The 19,570-nt window shown below is 41.7% G+C and carries 11 protein-coding genes; 4 read left to right on the top strand and 7 right to left on the bottom strand.

Annotation, left to right across the window (positions count from 1 at the left end; genetic code table 11):
• Positions 1-147 precede the first annotated feature (147 nt).
• The gene (locus tag CK510_RS09530; protein WP_095721478.1) at positions 148-393 is read left to right on the top strand and encodes a hypothetical protein; all 246 of its coding nucleotides are present in this window, start codon (positions 148-150) and stop codon (positions 391-393) included.
• Between the two features lie 212 nt (positions 394-605).
• On the opposite strand, the gene CK510_RS09525 is transcribed toward CK510_RS09530, so the two are convergent.
• From CK510_RS09525 to CK510_RS09495, 7 genes are all read right to left on the bottom strand, one after another.
• Positions 606-3,953, bottom strand: a complete 3,348-nt coding sequence (locus CK510_RS09525; protein WP_095721477.1) for an SdrD B-like domain-containing protein — start codon at positions 3,951-3,953, stop codon at positions 606-608.
• A gap of 542 nt (positions 3,954-4,495) precedes the next feature.
• Complete coding sequence (locus CK510_RS09520) at positions 4,496-5,104, bottom strand: transposase (protein WP_095721476.1); 609 nt, start codon at positions 5,102-5,104, stop codon at positions 4,496-4,498.
• Between the two features lie 76 nt (positions 5,105-5,180).
• Positions 5,181-7,322 (bottom strand): OmpA family protein, encoded by a 2,142-nt coding sequence (locus tag CK510_RS09515; RefSeq protein WP_095721481.1) that lies wholly within the window; start codon positions 7,320-7,322, stop codon positions 5,181-5,183.
• 173 nt (positions 7,323-7,495) lie between these two features.
• Entirely contained in the window at positions 7,496-11,377 is a 3,882-nt protein-coding gene (locus CK510_RS09510) for a TonB-dependent receptor (protein ID WP_444876494.1), read from the bottom strand.
• Complete coding sequence (locus CK510_RS09505; protein ID WP_211293139.1) at positions 11,374-12,924, bottom strand: DUF11 domain-containing protein; 1,551 nt, start codon at positions 12,922-12,924, stop codon at positions 11,374-11,376. Before CK510_RS09505 ends, CK510_RS09510 begins: the two co-directional genes overlap by 4 nt.
• 278 nt (positions 12,925-13,202) lie before the next feature.
• Complete coding sequence (locus CK510_RS09500) at positions 13,203-13,769, bottom strand: DUF11 domain-containing protein (RefSeq protein ID WP_095721475.1); 567 nt, start codon at positions 13,767-13,769, stop codon at positions 13,203-13,205.
• A 199-nt stretch (positions 13,770-13,968) separates the two neighbouring features.
• Positions 13,969-16,527 carry a DUF7925 domain-containing protein gene (locus CK510_RS09495; protein WP_095721474.1) on the bottom strand — a complete coding sequence of 853 codons (2,559 nt, stop codon included), beginning with the start codon at positions 16,525-16,527 and terminating at the stop codon, positions 13,969-13,971.
• A gap of 278 nt (positions 16,528-16,805) precedes the next feature.
• On the opposite strand from CK510_RS09495, the gene CK510_RS30915 reads away from it, so the two are divergent.
• The 3 genes from CK510_RS30915 to CK510_RS09485 all read left to right on the top strand — a co-directional run bounded on the left by CK510_RS30915 (position 16,806) and on the right by CK510_RS09485 (position 19,308).
• Positions 16,806-17,018 (top strand): hypothetical protein, encoded by a 213-nt coding sequence (locus CK510_RS30915; protein ID WP_143289256.1) that lies wholly within the window; start codon positions 16,806-16,808, stop codon positions 17,016-17,018.
• A 507-nt stretch (positions 17,019-17,525) separates the two neighbouring features.
• On the top strand, positions 17,526-18,824 hold the full coding sequence (gene thrC / locus CK510_RS09490; protein ID WP_095721473.1) for a threonine synthase: 1,299 nt from the start codon (positions 17,526-17,528) through the stop codon (positions 18,822-18,824).
• A gap of 208 nt (positions 18,825-19,032) precedes the next feature.
• On the top strand, positions 19,033-19,308 hold the full coding sequence (locus CK510_RS09485) for a MoaD/ThiS family protein (protein WP_095721472.1): 276 nt from the start codon (positions 19,033-19,035) through the stop codon (positions 19,306-19,308).
• The last annotated feature ends 262 nt before the right edge of the window (positions 19,309-19,570 follow it).

The following is a 19,570-nucleotide window of genomic DNA, read 5'->3' as shown; positions in this document are numbered from 1 at the left end:
CGTGTAAAATAGTCAATTCACGTATTCCGTATTCCGTATTCCGTAGAGACGACCCGGTGGGTAGGGTGTTGACTTTGGGTGTTTTGAGATGGTATTTCTTCATACAGAATAGAGACTTAAAAATATGAAAATGGAAATAGGTAACGAATGGAAAAATTAAAAAGTTCGTCCAGCCGATTAATTCGTCTTTTTCAAAAAAGCCGAGAGAACTGGAAAGAAACAGCCCTTGAAAGACAAAAAAAACTCAGAGCGCAGGAAATAAAAATTAGAGATTTATCGCTCTCACGGGAAAATTGGAAACAACGTGCGATGAAAGCAGAAAAAGAATTACGTATCCTTCGTACCGACTCGGTTGATGGACAAAAAAAGGGGAAGCAATTTCAGAAAAAATAGAGATAGTAACAGCTACTGGACATCATTACAGCGTACAAACAGTACAAAAAGCAGTACAACAAACAATTGATTCTGGCAGTAGTTTACGAGGAGTTGAGAAAAATTTAAGATTGGACACATCGAATGAGTCCGTATATGACATATGACCGGGAGGAGGAGACGACCCACCGGGTCGTCTCTACGGAATACGGAATACGGAATACGTGAATTGACTATTTTACACGACCTCGGAAACGGACAAACCCGTAGGAATTAACTGGTGTTCCAGGTGCGATCGCGTTTGGCAAATCCTTTAAATTCACAACTACAACACCATTGGTATTGGAACCATCGCACTTGATACCTGGGTACTTAATCGTGGGGTCAACACCTGGGGATAAATATTCTGCTTTATCCCCATCGTTGCTATTGGTGAGGGATTCTGTTGCACCATTGTATTGCCAAATAATACCTCGGTCAGCACCAGGAAGACCAGTTATATTTTTGGTGGGGAAACTATTGAATGCAGTTGGGATGAAAGTGGCATTTTCGGGAACGCGATCGCATATCAAAACATTACTTGCTGTTGTGTCACCTGCGGATAAGTAGTAGATGGTATATTCTATTTCATCGTTAGGTTGAACGTTTCCACCATTAATACCACCAATTAGGAAAGTGCTGGGGTCAAGCCAATTTTTTGTATCCGGTTTGGCTGGAGATACGGGATTATCTAAGGTGTTGTCATCGTAGAGGTTGGTTATTTCGTCTATGTAACCAGCTAAATTATCGCCGTTTTTAGTGGTGGTTAAATTGTTGACTGCGGTAATCCGTTTCACGAGTAATACGTTGGGATTGCTAGGAATCCGATAACCGAAATCAAGGGTATCTATAGTTTGGGTAGCGCTAGATAAATCGGCATTTTTCTGGGTTGGTGTAGTGGCTGTATAACCTGTGGGGACACCACTTTCCACCTTGACGATGAAATCATTATGATTTGCACCAGTAGCGCGATCGTGAGGTAATAAATCGGTAAAATTATAATTACCATTCGCGTCAGTAACTTGGGTAGCTAATTTCGGATCGGTAGCATCAATTACCCCATTTTTATTAATATCGCGGTAAATTGCCACTGTTACCCCAGCAATACCAGTTTCACCAGTATCTTGAACACCATCACCATTAGTATCGCTCCAAACGCGATCGCCCACACTCGCTTCACCAACGACGCATTCCCCCGCATCGCTGACGACAATGGTGGGTTTGATGGGTCCGACATAGGTTCCATTGGGAAGGAGTTCTTGGACATTCCCACTACTAAACAATGCCCATAATTTGCCATCACCAGACTTAGCTAATTGATGATTTCCACTAGGAACTCCAATATTTGTGAATGTATTCGTGTTGAGGTCATAATTCCATAAATGGGCAATACGTGTGGAAGCATTTCGCGTTGTAATTCCCAGAATGACTCCTGTATCGCTAATTGTGAAGTCTCCCCAATCCTCATCTGTACGAATCATGCCACCACCGGAGTTAGCAATAATATTCAGGGGTGTGACCTTTTGAATGGTTTTGCCATTGGAACCGGGAGCGAAATCGACTTTAAAGATTTCAAAATGGGGATTAGTATTTGGATTGCCATCGACACCAACGTAGAGAGAGCCATTGTAGAAGGCAGCACCACCACTCGAAAGGGTTGTGAAGGTGTTTTGGGATGTATAGGAACTGGGTAAGAAGGAGGAGAAGTTACTGGTGATGGTGATGTGTTGTCCTGAAATTGCATCCCATGCATAGAGCGAATTGCCATCACCGTAGAAAACTAACTTGTTTGCATGGTCTGTTGCCATTCCATTGATAGCGCTAGTATTTCCGGTTGTAGTCAGTTCGATACTTGCACCTGTAGCTCCATGAACTGCAAATAGTTTGTTGGGTGTTACGGTTGCGTAGACCTCACCGTAAGGACTTTTGCAGTAGGTTGCTGGAGGTGGTGGAACTATATTGCGATCGAAACCAAAGTTTTGTCCAGTAATATTAGTGTTTGTTACTGTTACCGCTAAATCATTAGGTGTACCTAAAGTTAAATCTGGGGAAATATCAGTATCAGTAGTATCTGCTTGGATTTTATAACTACCGTTAGTAACACCAGTGAAAGTGTAAGCACCATTTGCGTCAGTAGTAGTGGTTTTGAGAACATTATTGCTGCTATCGAGGAGATTTACAGTAATATTTGCTGGTAGTTTGGGTTCAGTTGCATTTAAATCATCACTGCGATCGCTATCTTCGTAGAGTGTACCGGAGATGTTGTATGTGGGAGGTTTATAACCGAAATCAAGGGTATCTATAGTTTGGGTTGCGCTAGATAAATCGGCATTTTTCTGGATTGGTGTGGTAGCTGTATAAGCTGCGGGGACACCGCTTTCTACTTTGACGATGAAGTCATTTTTTCCCGCTCCCGTTCCCCTGTCGTGAGGTAATAAGCTGGTGAAATTATAATTTCCGTTCGCGTCAGTAACTTGGGTGGCTAATTTCGGTTCATTCGTGTCGATCACTCCGTCTTTATCAATATCCCTGTAGATGGCTACGGTAACACCAGCAATTCCTGTTTCACCTGCATCTTGAATACCATTACCATTAGTATCGCTCCAAACGCGATCGCCTACACTTGCTTCACCAGTTACGCATTCCGCTCCATCTGCACTACTATGACTTCCTGTCGAGCTAGCATTACCCACAGTTTGAATAGTATTACCAACAATCTGAATTTCCATGACACTGTTAGTTCCATTCCGGAATGCCCACAACCGACCAGAACCATCTTTCGCTAACTGGGAAGATTGGGGGATATTATCTACTAAGTCAGTAAAAGAACTTGTGTTTAAATCATAACTCCAGTATTTTGCAGTTCCACCACTTGAACCGTAAATAACACCTTGGTTACTAATAATGAAATCTCCCCAATCACCATCGTTTAATTTTCCATTGGCTTTGCCGACTCCGTTGATATTGAGTGGTGTTACTTTCTGAATCTGTTTACCGTTACTACCTGGCACAAAATCGACTTTATAGATTTCAAAAACACCTGCGGATGGTGGGTCTACACCAAGATACAATGAGCCATTGTAATATGCTGCACCACCATTACTTAAGACGATAGCGTTTTGAGAAACTGCCGGGTTGAATGTGCGAATATCTGACGTGATGGTGATGTGTTGGTTGTTGATGGCATCCCACGCGAATACTTTAGTACCTTCTGCGTAGTAGACTAAGTGATTAACGTGGTCAGTTGCTAGTGAGTTTACAGTTCCAGCTAGTCCAGTTGTTGTTAGGGGAATTGTTGCACCTGATGGAGCATGAACTGAAACGATTGTACTTCCACTTTGTCCTGAATACACTTCGTTATAAGGACTTTGGCAAGCTACGCTTTGAGCTAAGATTTTCTGACTGGGAAGCAAAAAAAATAAAGTCGTTGAGGGCAACGTTGTTAGTAGTGTGAAAAATATGCTAGTGAAATACCGCTTCTGAAAAGTTTTGCTTTGAGAGAGGGGAGCGATCGCGCTTAAATTTTTAAATAAAGACTTCATAGTTTAGTTCCAATAAAAGTACATAGCTTGTCAGGAGTTGGGTAAAAATAACTTGAATATTTGCGACACTTTGTCAAAGTCGGTTTTTGTATGCGATCGCATTCATTAGGGTTGATTTTGTGGAATTTACCTATTACACACATCGTATACATCGTATATATTGGAAAGACAAACAAAATCTAAGTATTCGCATTAATAAAAATATCGATAAATTAGAAAAGTTTTACAAATAAACAACAAAAAAAATCAGTCGAATCAAACGATTCAAACGTGTGAATTCAAGCAGCGTGGCTAGCTATAGGGTTTATAAGGTTTGATTCGACTGAAAAAATACAACAGTTGAGGTGTGAGAAGAAATAAGAGAAAATTCTCTTTTATCTTTGTCAAGTTTAGAGCTTGACTAAAGTATTATTCCCATTAATTTAGGTAATTTTCTACGTGATAACACTGAAAATTTACCTATTTTTTATGTTTGTAAAAATGCGAATAAGATATATACAGAGAGACGTAGCATTGCTACGTCTCTACATTAAGTGTGGGTATTACATCCATAAATTTGTGAGGTTATTTTGGTCTGCGTCCCATTTGAGGGGATTATTAATTATGTATTCTCGAATTCTGTCTAATGAACCATCAGCACGAATAATATGTTCATAAAACCGGGATTGCCATGCAAAATTGTCATGATTATTTTGACGACACCATCGGGTTACAGCAGATTTGTAGGAACGCGCGATCGCACTTAATGAACCTGATTTGGGGGATATTTGGGACATAAACTGACGTTGGGTAATATTACATTGGGTATCCTGTTGGATGGTGTTGAATTGTGTAGAGACGTTGCACTGCAACGTCTCTACATTTTGGGATAGGGGTTTATCAATAATGATAATCCCGTGGAGATGATTGGGCATAATTACATATCCATCGATTTGGGTATGTTCAAAATGATTAGGAATTTCTATCCAACATTTTTGGGCAATTTCTCCTATTTCTGAAAGTTTTACCTGACCTGAAATGACTTGACCAAAATAAGGAAGGCAATCTTTAATACATATTGTTACGAAATACCAACCATTAGCGGTATAGTCATGGTTTGCGAGACGTGTGGATTCTATGCGATATTTTCCCTGAAATTTTGGTTTGGTCATAGTTGGAAATTGTTGGTGTTGTGTCGCATTTTGTAGAGACGTAGCAATGCTACGTCTCTACATGATTCATTGATTTTTACCGTTCTATTTGTAAGTCGTCATCCTGTGGTTCCAAGATAATTTCTATCCCACGAATATCGAAAAACATGACTTCAACTCGACGGTTGTAAGCATGTTCGACTCTATCTCTACCAGGTGTTTTCAATTTTCTTTCCCCAAAGGAACGAAGTGTCATTCTTTCTGGTGCAATACCTTTTTTGATTAGATAATTTCTGGCTTTTGTTGCACGTCGGAATGCTAAATCTTTGTTGTAAGCGTCGCTAGCACGAGCGTCTGTGTGTCCTTGCAGTTCAATGACAATCGTCGGATATTGCTGTAATACCGCAGCGATTTTATCCAGAACTTTGCCACTTTCACCACTAATAAAGTCCTTATCTAAGGCATAGTGGATATTATTGGGAACCCGCAGACGAATTGCTTCTGGTGGTGGTTCTGGAGTTGGTTCAACTGGAGGTTCTGGAGTGGGTTCGGGTGGTTTGGGGGTTGTACAGTTGGGGATTTCTCCTTTGGGGTTTGCTAAACCATCCTGGTTTTCCAGAAGTTCGACATTTTTGCGAATTTGCACCATTTCTTCGGGGTTGGTTGATGTCACCAAAGCCGAGTATGCTGGTTCAGAGGTTCCGTATTTGGGATGAGTTGCGATCGCGCTTACCATTTCCCCTGGTTGTAGATTTTCTAATGTTGCTCCAAATTTTCCTTTTTCGTCTGCTTTTACTGATGTAATTACTTGATTTAATGCTCCTTCAGTAACTTGATAAATTTGCACCTCTGAACCTGGTTCAGTTATTCCATCAATGTGAACTTTATTATTGATATTTAAAAATTCTTTTGATAGAAATTCTGGTGAATTAATTGCTGCATTTCCCGTGTCTAAACGACGATTTGCTGATGTTCGTTTGGGGTTTTTGCCATCACCTCGTTGAAAGTCTTGAACATCAACATTTCCTCTAGTATTTAAATCAATACTAAGTCCTTCAATTTTGGCAAAGCGGTTATTTTCTATTTGGTTGCGAACAGATGCACCGCTATTAAATGAACCATTGGGAGGAAATGCTGTGACTACAACACCGGAACCAGCTTGATTTATAATTTTGTTATTGCTGATTTTGTGGTCACTTCCCATTAAATATACTGCCGCACGTCGCAATCTACGACCGTTATATCTAATGTCATTATCTTTAACTTCTACTGCACCTTCGGGTTTAAATAGAAATACTCCACTACCATCGTTTGCACAGAGCAAATTAGCACGAATTTCTGATTTATCGACTTTACCATCTAAACGGATAGCATCGGGCATTCCCGCTAAACCATTGCCGATAATTACATTTTCAATAACCTGGGTTTGTTCTCCCCTAAATCCCGTAATAATAGCGCTACCATCGTGGTAAGAAATGCGATTATTTTTAATAATTGTCCCCACTGCATTAAATACCGATACCCCAAAAGCTGAAGGTATTTCTGGCATTTTTTCATCGGGTGTAATTCCCAACCAGTTATCTTCAATTACCACATTTTTAGCTGGATTGGTGTGGTTTTTGATGTCGCTGGATGCGATGAAGATATCAGCAGGGGGAAGACTTGCGGTAATTTGGTGCTTTGAGGTAAAGCCGTATAAACTCAAACCACGAATGGTGATGTTATCTGCAACTATAGATAATCCGCGAAATACTTCTTTTCCAGATGCGGGGGTAATTGCTACAACTGGAGTTGTGGGTAATGCAGGGACAAAATCTTTGGCATTTGCGGGTTGTGTGCGATCGTATCCTGGTTGGGTTGTTCCATCAATCACGACTCCAGGGGATGTTAAAGCTGGTAAAATCTCGGTGAGTTGGATGGTGGTTTGTCCAGCAGGTAGGTTAAATTCAATTCGCGAATTTCCGCTTGCTGGTTGAACCTGGGCTTTTTCGCTAGGGGTGAGTTTATCTAGTGCTAGGGTATTATTGGAGAGTGCGATCGCTTCTCGTAATGTCACACTCTCATCGGGTTTTATCTCATCCCCGTTACTGTTGACGGTGATTTTTAAAGAGTTTTGAGTCTGTGCAGTAGCTATGTTGGGGATGAAAGCGAATAGGAAATAAGGAAGAAGAAATAAAGTAATTCGTTCTTTTATTTTGCCACTGAATCTAGACCTAACCCCAGCGCTGACTTGCGTCATCGCATCCCCTTCCCTGCGAGGGAAGGGGGAATAAAGTATTGGGGAATAAAATATTGAGGAATAAAATATTCTTGTATTAGTATTATTCCCCATATTCCTCCCTCCCCTCGCAGGGGAGGGACGACTTTGACACAAGTCAAAGTCAGGGAGAGGTTCTTTATTTTCTTGGTGCTTCATATCCCGATACCCTCACTTTGCTGCTGCGAACTATGTTGATTTTTGTGTTTTCGGAGAGCTTGCACCACTGATTCTTTCTGCTGACTGGGTGGACGTTTTTGTAGTCCAAATCCGTCAAATAGTTCGTTTAGCTTAACTGTTAACCCCAAGTACCCACCTCCGGCAGAACGCGTACCAGAGAAGTCACGGTCATCCACTTTACCAAAGACGTAACCAGCAGAAAGTCGCAGGTTTGGGGTGAGGTAATAACCTGTTTCCACAACAAATCCGGTTTCGGTGTTGTCCGATTGTCCAATCCACCTTGCCTCACCAACTAAATCCATGCTGTATCCTAGACGATACGTAGCTCTAACTTGTGCCAAATTTACGCTAGCACTACCGATTAAGTCGCTTGCCAAATATGATGTGCTGTTGCGAAGGGCATATTTTCCATAGAATTCCCATTGCCAGTTAGGTGCATAAATGGCTTCAGCAGCAAATGTATGGTCTTCTGAACCCGTACCACTACCAAGTTGAATCGTATCGGGAATTACTGAGGGGTTTTTGCGATATTCGTACTGCAACAAAGCGTTAAATTTGTCGTTGCTGGGGTCGCGATATGCTAAACCCAGTTTGAGGTTAGCAGTGTCACCTAAATCTAATATTTTCTGATTTGATGCATTTGCTTGTTGGTAGCGAGCTAATGCTGTGATGGCTGGTGATATTTTTCCGGTGACTCCTGCGGTAATTACGGTGTTTGCACCTGCGGAGGAAGTACGATGTTCGTATTTAACGCTGCTTTGGAAGCTGGGATTGTCGGAATATTCTAAACCAACGCTGTAACTATCACCACCATTAAACCCGATGGAGGAAGCAGCTTGTCCGACGGTGAAAGGTTGGGCAAATTGCTGTCCAGTTGCATTTCTGGCTTGGAAGTTACCGAAAATGTGTTCGTAAGCAAGATTGAGACGCAAACCTGGGGAAATTATCCATTTATTGTTTAAGCCAACAGCACCTTGGGTTGTGACTTCGTTTGCACCTCCCAAAATCGAATAGCGTCCAGTAATTGCCGTATCGCTACCGAGTTTGTGTTCTCCATTGACACTGAGGGATGTAATCGAATTACCTTCAAATTGTCCCCCATTATAAAACTGTTGCGCTAGCGAAACATTAATTCCTGGAAGTACAGCCCAATTTAAACCAAAGACAGTTCTATCCGGATAAACAGTGTCTTTTTCGGAAGATAGAGTAAGTTCATTTTGAGCTTGGAAACTGAGATTTTTAGTAATAGGGACATTGAGTCTAGAACGCAATTGATCTGATTTACTACTTAATGCACTATTGGGAATCCTGTCTTTGCGATCGCGACGAATCCAATCAAAATCAAAGATGCTATTACCGAATTTTTGTTGAATCCCCGCAGATATTGTAGTTAAGGAATTATCAACTTTGCTACCAGGAACCGCTTGAATCCGGGGAGCAAACAAATCTTCAAAGCTAGTTAACGGTTGTGGTGCAATCCCAAAATTATCCTCATGGTCATATTGCAAACGTAAATTCGTACTTGACGACAGTTTACCCGTTACCTGTGCCCCATAGCGAGTTTGTCCCGGAACAAAACTAATCGTGGCATTATTAGCAAATCCAGTATCAGCAAAACGGTAATACGCACGTGCTTGGACATTGTTGAAAATTTGTCCTTCCGCTTCCAAACGATACGCATCACCACTCACATCCCCCATCAATTCAGAATTGTTACGCGATCGCGCAAATTCGGCAACAAATTTACCTTGGGAACCAAAAGAAATTAACGCATCCGCACCAAATAACTCAAAATCCCGTACACCTTGATCTTCCTTCAAATAAGTTGCAGCTAACCAACTTTCATTCCTTAAGCCCCGTGCCAGATTATATTGCAACCTACCTGCATAGATATTACTTTCCGAATCTTGACTATCATATTGATAACTAGTGACAATCCGACGAACCAGAACCTCACCAGTTTTACCAATATCAGTCCGCAGAATCGGTTCCCGGAACAAAATCGTTCCCCTGTCATAATCAATATCGTAATCAGCACCACGATTTAACTGCTTCCGCTCCAACACAGTACCAGGACGATTTAACTCCTCCAACTCCAAGAAAATATTCTCACTACCAGGAACCAGAATCCGACGAGAAAGAAAGTAAAAACCACTCGTTCCATCAGGTGCGATCGCATCCCGTTGGAATCCTTGAACATTATTACCGTAGAAACCAGTAACTTGTAAATTCCCCAGATTATAATTTGCCTTAAAACCATGCAACTGACGAGTTATAGCACTGAACTGTTGCGAACTCCGAGCAAACTCCTCCGTATTGTAATCACCCCACATCGCATAGTCAGCAGCAGCACCAGGAATCTTAGAAGAACGCTCAAACCGCAAAAACAGACTATCAGTAGAAGGTGTAACCACATCCAGCTTAGAACTATCCCCATACACAGGATAACCCTGTTCACTAGATTGATAACTCCTAAACAACCGATTATCGCAATTACAATCCTCATTCAAAGAACGGGAAGTATTCAAAGCACCAGTAAACAGCCATTCACCAACCTTACCAGTAGCAAAAATCGCCGAATTGAAATCTAACTGGGTACTCTTATCCTTATCTGGACGGAGAAAATCGCGGAAACTACCAAAATAATCAGTACCCCTAGCACCCAAACGCAAATCCACAACACCAGTCACCAAACTTGGACGCAAAGCAGTTACAAACTCCAACTGCGTATAACCCTCCAAATCATTAGCAGTTGCTCGAATCCTGACATTTTGCGCCTTCAAATCAGATTTCAGCGTTGCAGTAAACTGTCCATTCTTCGCTTCCACCTGAAAACCAGGTTGATCCGGCTTCAAATCAACACCAACAAACTCCCCAGAAGTCGCATTCAAAGTTGCGATCGCATCACGATTCGAGCGATTACCATTAGCATCAACAAACTGCCCCTTCACCGTTGCCAGCGAACGACCATCCGCAGGAATACGAGCTTCCACAGTATCCAAACTCAAACTAGTCGGAGTACCCCTAACCTCAACCCTCACACTAGAAACAGGTTCCGTCATTCCCACAGGTTGAGCAGTAATAGTATTTTCGCCCTCCTTCAGCGAAACACCATACCAAGTCTGCGTCACCAAATTAGTACTAGCATCAGTCTCCGTCCGTCCAATCTGGTCACGGTTAACCAACCCACCATTCACCCGCAACTCAACATCAGCACCAACAGAAAACTGTAACACAACCGTAGCAGCAGGAATATCCGCGATCGTATCAGCAGTAGGAGAAAGAATTTTAATTTGAGGAATAGTAGAAGATAAAGAAGAAACTCCTCTTTTTTCCTTTGCGTCTTTGCGACTTTGCGCGACACCCTCCTCCTTCCTCCCCTCAGCCAACCTCCGCAAACTCTCAGGTAACTTCACATCCTCACTAGGCTGAAAAGCTCGAATACCCTCCTTTAACTGTTTCTTTCGATTCAGAGCATTTTCCAGCCTTTCTCCCGTAGAAACACCACTAGAATTACCTATTACAGATGGAAACCCAACCTCCGAAGCAACAGCAGGCAAATCCTTACCTTGATTACCCAATAAACCCGTATCAACCTTCCCCTCTAAAACAACCCCTTCCTGAGCAGATTCTTCAATCAAAAAATCATCTTCACCAACTTGACTAAAAGCATCCAGAGATTGTGCCCGAACCATACCCGGAGCCAAAACCAAACTCAAAGCACCAACCAACCCACCCATAAAGACAAGATGCGATCGCTTAACCCTAGCCCTCATCCCCTCCCCTCCGCGTCTCTGCGTCTCTGCGTGACACTTTAAATCCCGTTCTCCCACTACAATCTCAAATCTATGTATCATTTAACCTCCTCCTGAAAAGTGGGAGTAACCGCAAAATTCATCCGTACCGTACCACCTGGTTCCAAGCGCACAAGCCTCGATTGACTATTACGTTCCTTAAACTTAGTATTCGGAGCCAAAGTATAACCAGGAAGACTACTTAAATCCAAAACCCCAGTCTGGCTTCCCGGCTTCACATTCGCCACAGAATACAACCCATTTGGGTCAGTAGTAATACGGTTGCCATTATTCATAAAAACAACTGCATTTGGCACACCCGGTTCCCCTGGTTGTTGCTCCCCGTCAAAATTCTTATCGACAAAAACCCGACCAATAATAGTACCGCAATCCGACGTAATCCCCGGTCTAATTTTTAAATCGTGGATTGCTGGACCATCCTTAGCAGCAAACCCATTATCAGCCCGTCTCACATTCACAATTGCCGTATTTCGACCAGTTCCCCGGACAGAATCGCTAGTAAGTTGTGCCGCGTAGGCAATATTTAACACCAAACCCCGTGGAATTATGGCATCAGTACGGAATGTAACCGTAGAACCTTGCCGTTCAGCCGTCACATTTACAGCTTGACCGTTAATTTCACCCCGCACCGACTTGGCAACAAAATTGAATCCCAAGGGCAGATTATCAGTGGCTACAACGCCATTCAAACCCACATCCGAGAGATTTTTGACCGAAAGACGATAAATAGCCGTATCCCCAGGTTCAGCAGTTGCCCTGTCCCCAGATTTGATAATTTGTACTTGGTTGGGTTGACACATTCCCGTCGTAAACTGGAACGCCAATAAATCCAGCCCGACAGTTTCCGCATTCGGAACAAAAACCACAGTATCGGTGAAAGTTGTCCCACCAGTAGTAGTAATCGGTTGACCATCCAACGAAGTTGCCGTGTAGCGAACAACACCATTACCAATTCCACCCGTACTATCAACAATCTGTAGCTTGATGCGTCGTTGAGTATAAATAGAATTTCGCGGTGGATTAATCACCAAAATATAACTTTTACCAGGAGCGATTTGACCTTTATTTGGATCGAATAAAAAGTTATAAGTACCCTTTGGCTCTTGGTTCGTAACAAAATAGGGATTACTATTTTCCGTATTTGGTTTCAATCCCCCAGGAACACTATTATTTTGAATATCGGGTAACTCAGTTCTTGTCAAAGAAACCAAATTACCTAACTCAGTTCCTGTTGGATCGCTTGGATTTGGTTCATATAAACCAACAGAAAAACCCGTATAGTCGGGTAAAAGTTCACCACCACATCCTAAAATACGTCCCAAAGGGTCAACTAGTGGTTTTGGAGTCGCATTTAACTGACTGGATATACCTTGAAAATTAAATCTGCTGGCAGGATCGGTATAAGAGTAACTTGCTTGGTTATTAATTGCTGGACGTGCGATTTTCTGTTCAGTTTGTTGTGCGATCGCATTACCCGTAGAGCTATGTAAAACACTACCAATTAATACCGTTGTAGTCACTCTTTGCAACCATTTTCTGTCCAGATATCTTTCTAAATATCTTCGCTTTTGGCGTTGCGGACAATTCACTTAAAATTTCTCCTCTAAAATGCCATAATTTTGATAAGTAAATTCACTTAAAAAACAAAATATTTTTGTCAAATAGTTTCTAATCTTGGTTGTTAAAATTGATTTTCCAGATTTACTTTCCAGATTTATTTTCCAGATTTACTTGCCAGAAAACCAACCATTGCCGTAAATACACGACAACGGCTGATAATAAATTGAGCAAGTATGAGAAACAGTCGGATGTCAAAGGCAAGATTTTTCTGTTTAACCCTCTCCTTACCAAAAAGAGGGACTAAGAATTATTTAACCTGCACTTGATAGCTACCTTTAACAACACTCTTCGCTTCCACCGATGGAATTTCCATCCGAATGTGGGTATAAGCGCTTGCAGGTGCTGCTTTAGTTTCCACTTTGCCGTTAGGGAGAGTCACTTTAACAGTGGGATTTTCCACAAAACTACGTCCAGCATCAATACTATAAGTAACCTTGGCATTACTCTTAACATCTCCAACCGCAGACTTCAACACAAATTCCATACCTTTAGGAATAGGTTGATTAACAGTTAAATTTTTAACCTGTTTGTCACTGATATTCTCGCCACTGATTGTATAACGTAATACGTCACCAGGTTGTACGCTTACTTGACCTTTCAAAGCTTGCCAAGACTTACTTTGCTTTCCTTGTTGGTCTTGAGCAATTACCTGTTTTTCCGCATCCAGTTGTAAAGTAACCTTCTGTTGCTTTTGGACATTTTGCGCGTTTACACCCGACTGGAAAAAATTCTTAGCTGCGGGAATTTGAGCAACTACGATCGCACTAGCGATTAATGTAACCGCTCCTAATCCGAATAGATAACTACGTTTCATGAAAAAACCTTTTGAATTTGGAAAAAACTTGATTTGGGAAAATTTGGGAAAATTGCGATCGCAGAAAATTAAGGAATGAAACTTAAGTTAAAACTCTTACCCTCTGCGACTCTGCGTCTTTGCGTCTTTGCGCGAGACAAATTCATATTTTGAATCACGCAGAGAAAGACGTGAATATTGCGTCTCTCTCAGCGAATTACTAATTCACCTTACGTTGGAAGATAAATTCCCGTTTCTCACCAGGTTGAACAATACCTGTAACAGTATTTATGTACTTGGAAACATCCGTATCTGCGGTTGTACCAGTTTGGTCAATGCTGGAATTAGTACCAGTTGCACCGCTATAGAATTGGATTGTTGAAGCACCCGTATCTTTTGCTGTACCAACAATATTACTGGTATCGATTTGACCATTTACATCAGAATCTTTTGCCCAGTTATTCTTGCCATCACCAGCAGTAGTGCTGAGGGTTCCATCTTCCACAATTACTACTTTGTCAGCTTTCAGAGTGACGTTACCAGTACCAGATTGAGCTTCAGAAATATTTGTGTAGGTAATGCGGTACTCAATAATATTTCCAGGTGCAGGTTTTTTCGGATCGACGCTGAATGTACCATCATTACCTTGAACCGCAGGACCAGTTCCTGGAAGAACGCGAGATTCTTTCAATAGTTTCAAGAAGCCAGTATATACGCGATCGATGGTGATATTCTTCGCAGTTTCAGCACCCAAACCAGGTGTTGTATCATCAATAAACGCTGTGATGGGTACTGGGAATCCTTTTCCTGTGTCAGTAGATAATGCTGTATTCGGGGGCAAATTAACTTCCACCCCGTAGTTCACGCTTGCACCAGGTGCAACAGCTGGAATGGTGATGTATTCAGTAGTTGCATCAATTGGGGAATTTGTTGTTGCTGGGTTATTGTCAGTATCAAATAAGAAAGCTGTACCATCCCAAACATAAGACCTTGATTCGGAACCGTTGGTAATTGTGACTACGCTATTAACGGGTAAATCAGCAGGTGTTGCAGGTGGTGTGGGAATCAGCGAAATGCTACTAGGGACAGTACCACTATTTTTGATAGTATTGGTGAATGCTACTGGTGATGGATCAATTTTATCTCCGGGTTTCTTGTCGGTAGGTACGAAAGAAGATTTATTAGTAAAGTCGTCGTTATTGTTATTCGGACCAGTGGCATCTGGTGCGCGATCGGGACCGTTTAATACCGCAGATGGAACAGCGACATCCAAGACAAAGGTGTTCGCTTCACCACCAGGTCCTGTACCACTGTTGTTATTCCCCGTATCTGTACCCGTGGTTGTTAACTCGGCAGGGGTGTCAATCGAGCCGTCGGTAATTGTCGATGGTGTATTGGGAATACCATCACCATCGGGATCGGTCGAACCAGGTGGAATTGTCTTACCATCGTAGTTACTTGGGTTTTGGTCACCTGATTCATCGTAAATTAGGTTATCTGGGATACTGTCACCATTGGTATCAACTGGCGGTACACCGGAAGTTTGACCGAATAACTGAGCGATGTTATTAACTGTCAATGGTGCCGTCACACCAGCCTTAACTTTGACTTGGACGTTAAAGCCATTCACTGTTTGTCCAGGTGAGACGGAAGTGACAACATTCGGGTCGTTGACAAAACCGATGCGGGTAACTGTGCTGAGGTTTACTGGTTGTGTCAAAGTCCAAGTAGCAGCATTAGCATTGATTGTAACTGCATCAGTTGTGTATACAGCTTGCCAACCAGGAGGAGGTGTAGGTGCTGCTGCTAGTTCTGTATTTGCGGGAATTGCGTCTGATACTAAGATTCGCGCACCTGTCAAACCTTTGATTGCTGTACCTGCTAGTGGTGCGGGTGTAATACCGTTTCCGGTGGGGTCGTTTAATTCAACCCGTAATCCCAAAGCATAGGTTAATTTATCGTCATCAATAAGTGGGGTTCCAGCATTGTTGTAATCGCTACGGGTTTTGAGAACTGTTGCCAGTGCGTAGGTTTTCACCGACTGGTTAACGGTTGCTTTCTGGGTTGCACTGGCTTCTCTGACTCCGTTGACTGGTACACCAGCAACTTCTCCAGTAACTCCTGTGTCGGGGTTATCAACGGTGTAAACGTCACCACCGTTAGGGCTTCTAGCTTGGTTTTGAGCGTCACCTGGGGTGTCACCCAGAGTAACGTTGATTATGTCATTAGGTTGTGCCCCAGGTTGTACTGTGACGGGTACGCGCACTTGAACCGAACCACCAACAGGAATAGAACCCGTAATTAATTCACTTCCAGAGATTGGTGTAAAGGTTGCACCACCATCTGTACTCACTTCCAAAGTACCAGCAACACCAGGACCAGTGACTCGTGCCAAATTGGGAACGCGGAATTTGGTGGGGTCGTTACCGACGTTTGTAATTGTGTAGGTATAATTAACTGTATCGCCGACTTTTACTGGGTCTGCTGGAGTGGAATCTGTAATGCCTGATGCAGTAACGGTTATACCAGCTACCTCTGCAACTGTCACCACAACAGTGTTTGAGGTAGTATTTATTTTGGTGCCTGGGTCTAATGGGTCTTCGTAGGTTGCAGTCGCAGTGTTACTAATGGATTCACCTGCTTTTGTTCCTTCGGCTAGTACAGGCGCTATGAATTGAAATAAGCTGCTAGCGAGCAATGCTGCTGCAACTAATGAGCGGTAGGATTTTGATTGTTTTTTATTCACGTTGTGATTCGCTTTTTTTCTAGAGTCGTACATGTTTTTTTGTTCACCTACTCATGAGAATGTTTTCCTGCTATTAAGAAAGGCAGGAAGTCATGCACATATTGCCTGAGCCTGTGAAACTAAAATTTTAAATAATATGATTCACAGACGAGCAAGACTATTAGTTCTAAGTTATCTGGAGACATACCTTGATTTTCTTTAGAGTTTTCAAATCTCTATTCAGGTATATATTTTTACGTTTGATGAGTTTGAAAAATTACGCTTCCGCTTTTTCTTCTCATCGTTTCGCCATTCACCTGTAGTAAAGCTAATTGATAATTGTTTCATTTGTCGTCGGTATAAATCCTGAGAGAATTACTTACCTTTCATTTGTCGTCGGTATAAATCCTGAGAGAATTACTTACCTGACTACAGAAATATCTCCAAGTCGTTTACAGATAGGCTTTAGTAGAAATGTTGTCAAAGCTGAAACTTGCTTTTTTTCTAGCGTGGTAAAACTTGCTAGAGATGTTTTGGAAACCTAGAAAAATCGTTTTTGATTTTCTTTCGCACAAACGCAATTAAGCCTTTAATTTCAACTCTCAAGTTAGTTTTACCGTTCTAGTTTTTTGCAAAATGATTGTTAATTTCAGGTATCTATAAAATAGACAAAAAATACTTTTAAAGGTTGTTTAGAAAATAAAAGAGGGGAAATAAAAGAGGGCAAACAACCGTTTGTCCCTACGGCTGTCTTTGGGTAAATACTTTACTCAAGGAGTTTAAGTCTCGCGACATTTTTCTTCTGAAATACAGATTGCCAAATTTCCCGATATATCCTTTGACTGAAGTTTTTGTTTTTATTTTTATAAAGAATGGATAATTTTTTCTTTATATTCGACAAAAAGACTCAGTACAAAATCTCTATTGCTTATTGTGCAAAGGTTATAAGCCTCCGCATCAAAACCCGATAAAAATAGTCGGGTATGTTTGACGAGTATTTTTAGCCGTGGTAGCATCAATTTACATTCGGAAGAACAGGGAAGGCAGGAATAATGACACAGGTAATTACCAAACAAGCCCAAACAACAAACGCGACTTTCACGGCATTGAAGTGTAAGGAATGTGGAGCCGAGTACGAACTAGAAGCAAAGCATGTATGCGAGTTGTGTTTTGGTCCTTTGGAAGTCAAGTATGATTTTAGTCGTCTTTCGGTGACTCGCGAGAGTATCCAAGCTGGACCAAACTCGATTTGGCGCTATCGTCAGTTCCTGCCTGTTGCGACAGATAACTATATTGATGTGGGTACGGGGATGACTCCGTTGGTTAAATCCCAACGTTTGGCTCGTCGTTTGGGTTTAAAAAATCTTTATATTAAAAATGATGCTGTAAATATGCCTACCCTGAGTTTCAAAGATAGGGTGGTGTCGGTAGCTCTTTCACGGGCTAGGGAGTTAGGTTTTACGACTGTATCCTGTGCTAGTACTGGTAATTTGGCAAATTCCACAGCCGCGATCGCAGCTTATGCTGGTTTGGATTGTTGTGTATTTATTCCTGCTGATTTGGAAGCTGGGAAGATTTTGGGCAGCTTGGTTTACAGCCCGACTTTAATGGCTGTGGAAGGTAACTACGACCAAGTAAACCGCTTGTGTTCGGAAGTCGCGAATACACATGGCTGGGGATTTGTCAATATTAATTTACGTCCTTATTATTCGGAAGGTTCTAAGACACTGGGTTATGAAGTTGCCGAGCAATTAGGATGGGAATTGCCAGACCATATTGTTGCACCTTTGGCTTCGGGTTCGTTGTTTACTAAGATTTATAAAGGATTTAACGAGTTTGTCGCAGCTGGTTTGGTGGAAGGAAAGCCCGTGAGATTTAGTGGAGCGCAGGCAGAAGGTTGTTCACCGATTGTGGAAGCATTTAAGGAAAAACGCGACTTTATTAAACCAGTGAAGCCAAATACGATCGCGAAGTCTTTAGCGATTGGAAATCCCGCAGATGGTATATATGCGATCGACATTGCTAACAAGACAAACGGTAATATTGAATCTGTAACCGACGCGGAAATCATTGAAGGCATCAAGTTGCTAGCTGAGACAGAAGGTATCTTTACCGAAACCGCAGGTGGTACAACTGTTGCGGTGTTAAAGAAACTGGTTGAAGCTGGTAAAATTGACCCTGATGAAAAAACTGTTGTTTACATCACAGGTAACGGTTTGAAGACTCAAGAAGCAATTCAAGGTTATATTAGTGAACCTTTCACAATCGAAGCCAAACTTGATAGCTTTGAACAAGCACTTGAGCGATCGCGTACTTTAGACCGTCTCGAATGGCAGCAAGTTATTGTATAGTTAGGAGTTGTGAGTTAGGAGTTAAAATTTGTGAGTAATGAGTTAGAAATTGCGAATTAATAATTTGAAGTTGAATCTCAAGTGATAATTTCTAATTATTAATTTCTAATTATTAATTTCTAACTCTTAATTTCTAACTCCTAACTATTCACTCTTAATTCCTAACTCCTAACTATTCTAAATTCCTCATTCTCAATTTTTGTTTAATATGGCAGTAAAAGTTTTAGTTCCTACCGCTCTCCAAAAATTTACCAATAATCAAGCAACTCTTGAATGTTCGGGTACTAGCATTACCGAACTTTTAAGTTCACTCGAACAAGCTTGTCCTGGGATTAAAGAGCGTCTGTGCGATGAAAATGGACAACTACGACGTTTCTTAAATTTCTATGTCAACAGTGAAGATATTCGCTTTTTAGATGGAGCATCAACACCACTTAAAGATGGTGATGAAGTTAGTATTGTACCTGCTGTTGCTGGTGGTTAATTTGTCAATTGTCTCATGTCCTTTGTCGTTTCTGATTAGTGATAAAGGGCTTTTATTTATCACCCACTTGTGAGTTAATTCGTGATTTGAAATTGCCAATCTCCGAACAATGAGAGTTTTTCAAATTTCTAATTTTTTTATCGGAGTGGGTGAATTTATCTGTATTTAGACAACTGTTTTAGAGGATGTTTGAAAAGTACCCCGAAATGTCATGCTGAGGCACGTTCGCGTAGCGTGTCCCCTTGGGACTCAGCATCTCAAT

The sequence above is a fragment of the Brunnivagina elsteri CCALA 953 genome, assembly GCF_002289455.1.
GTDB classification, from domain to species: domain Bacteria; phylum Cyanobacteriota; class Cyanobacteriia; order Cyanobacteriales; family Nostocaceae; genus Brunnivagina; species Brunnivagina elsteri.
The sequence above is the reverse complement of the archived record's forward strand: the minus strand, read 5'-3'. Positions and strand labels throughout refer to the sequence as shown.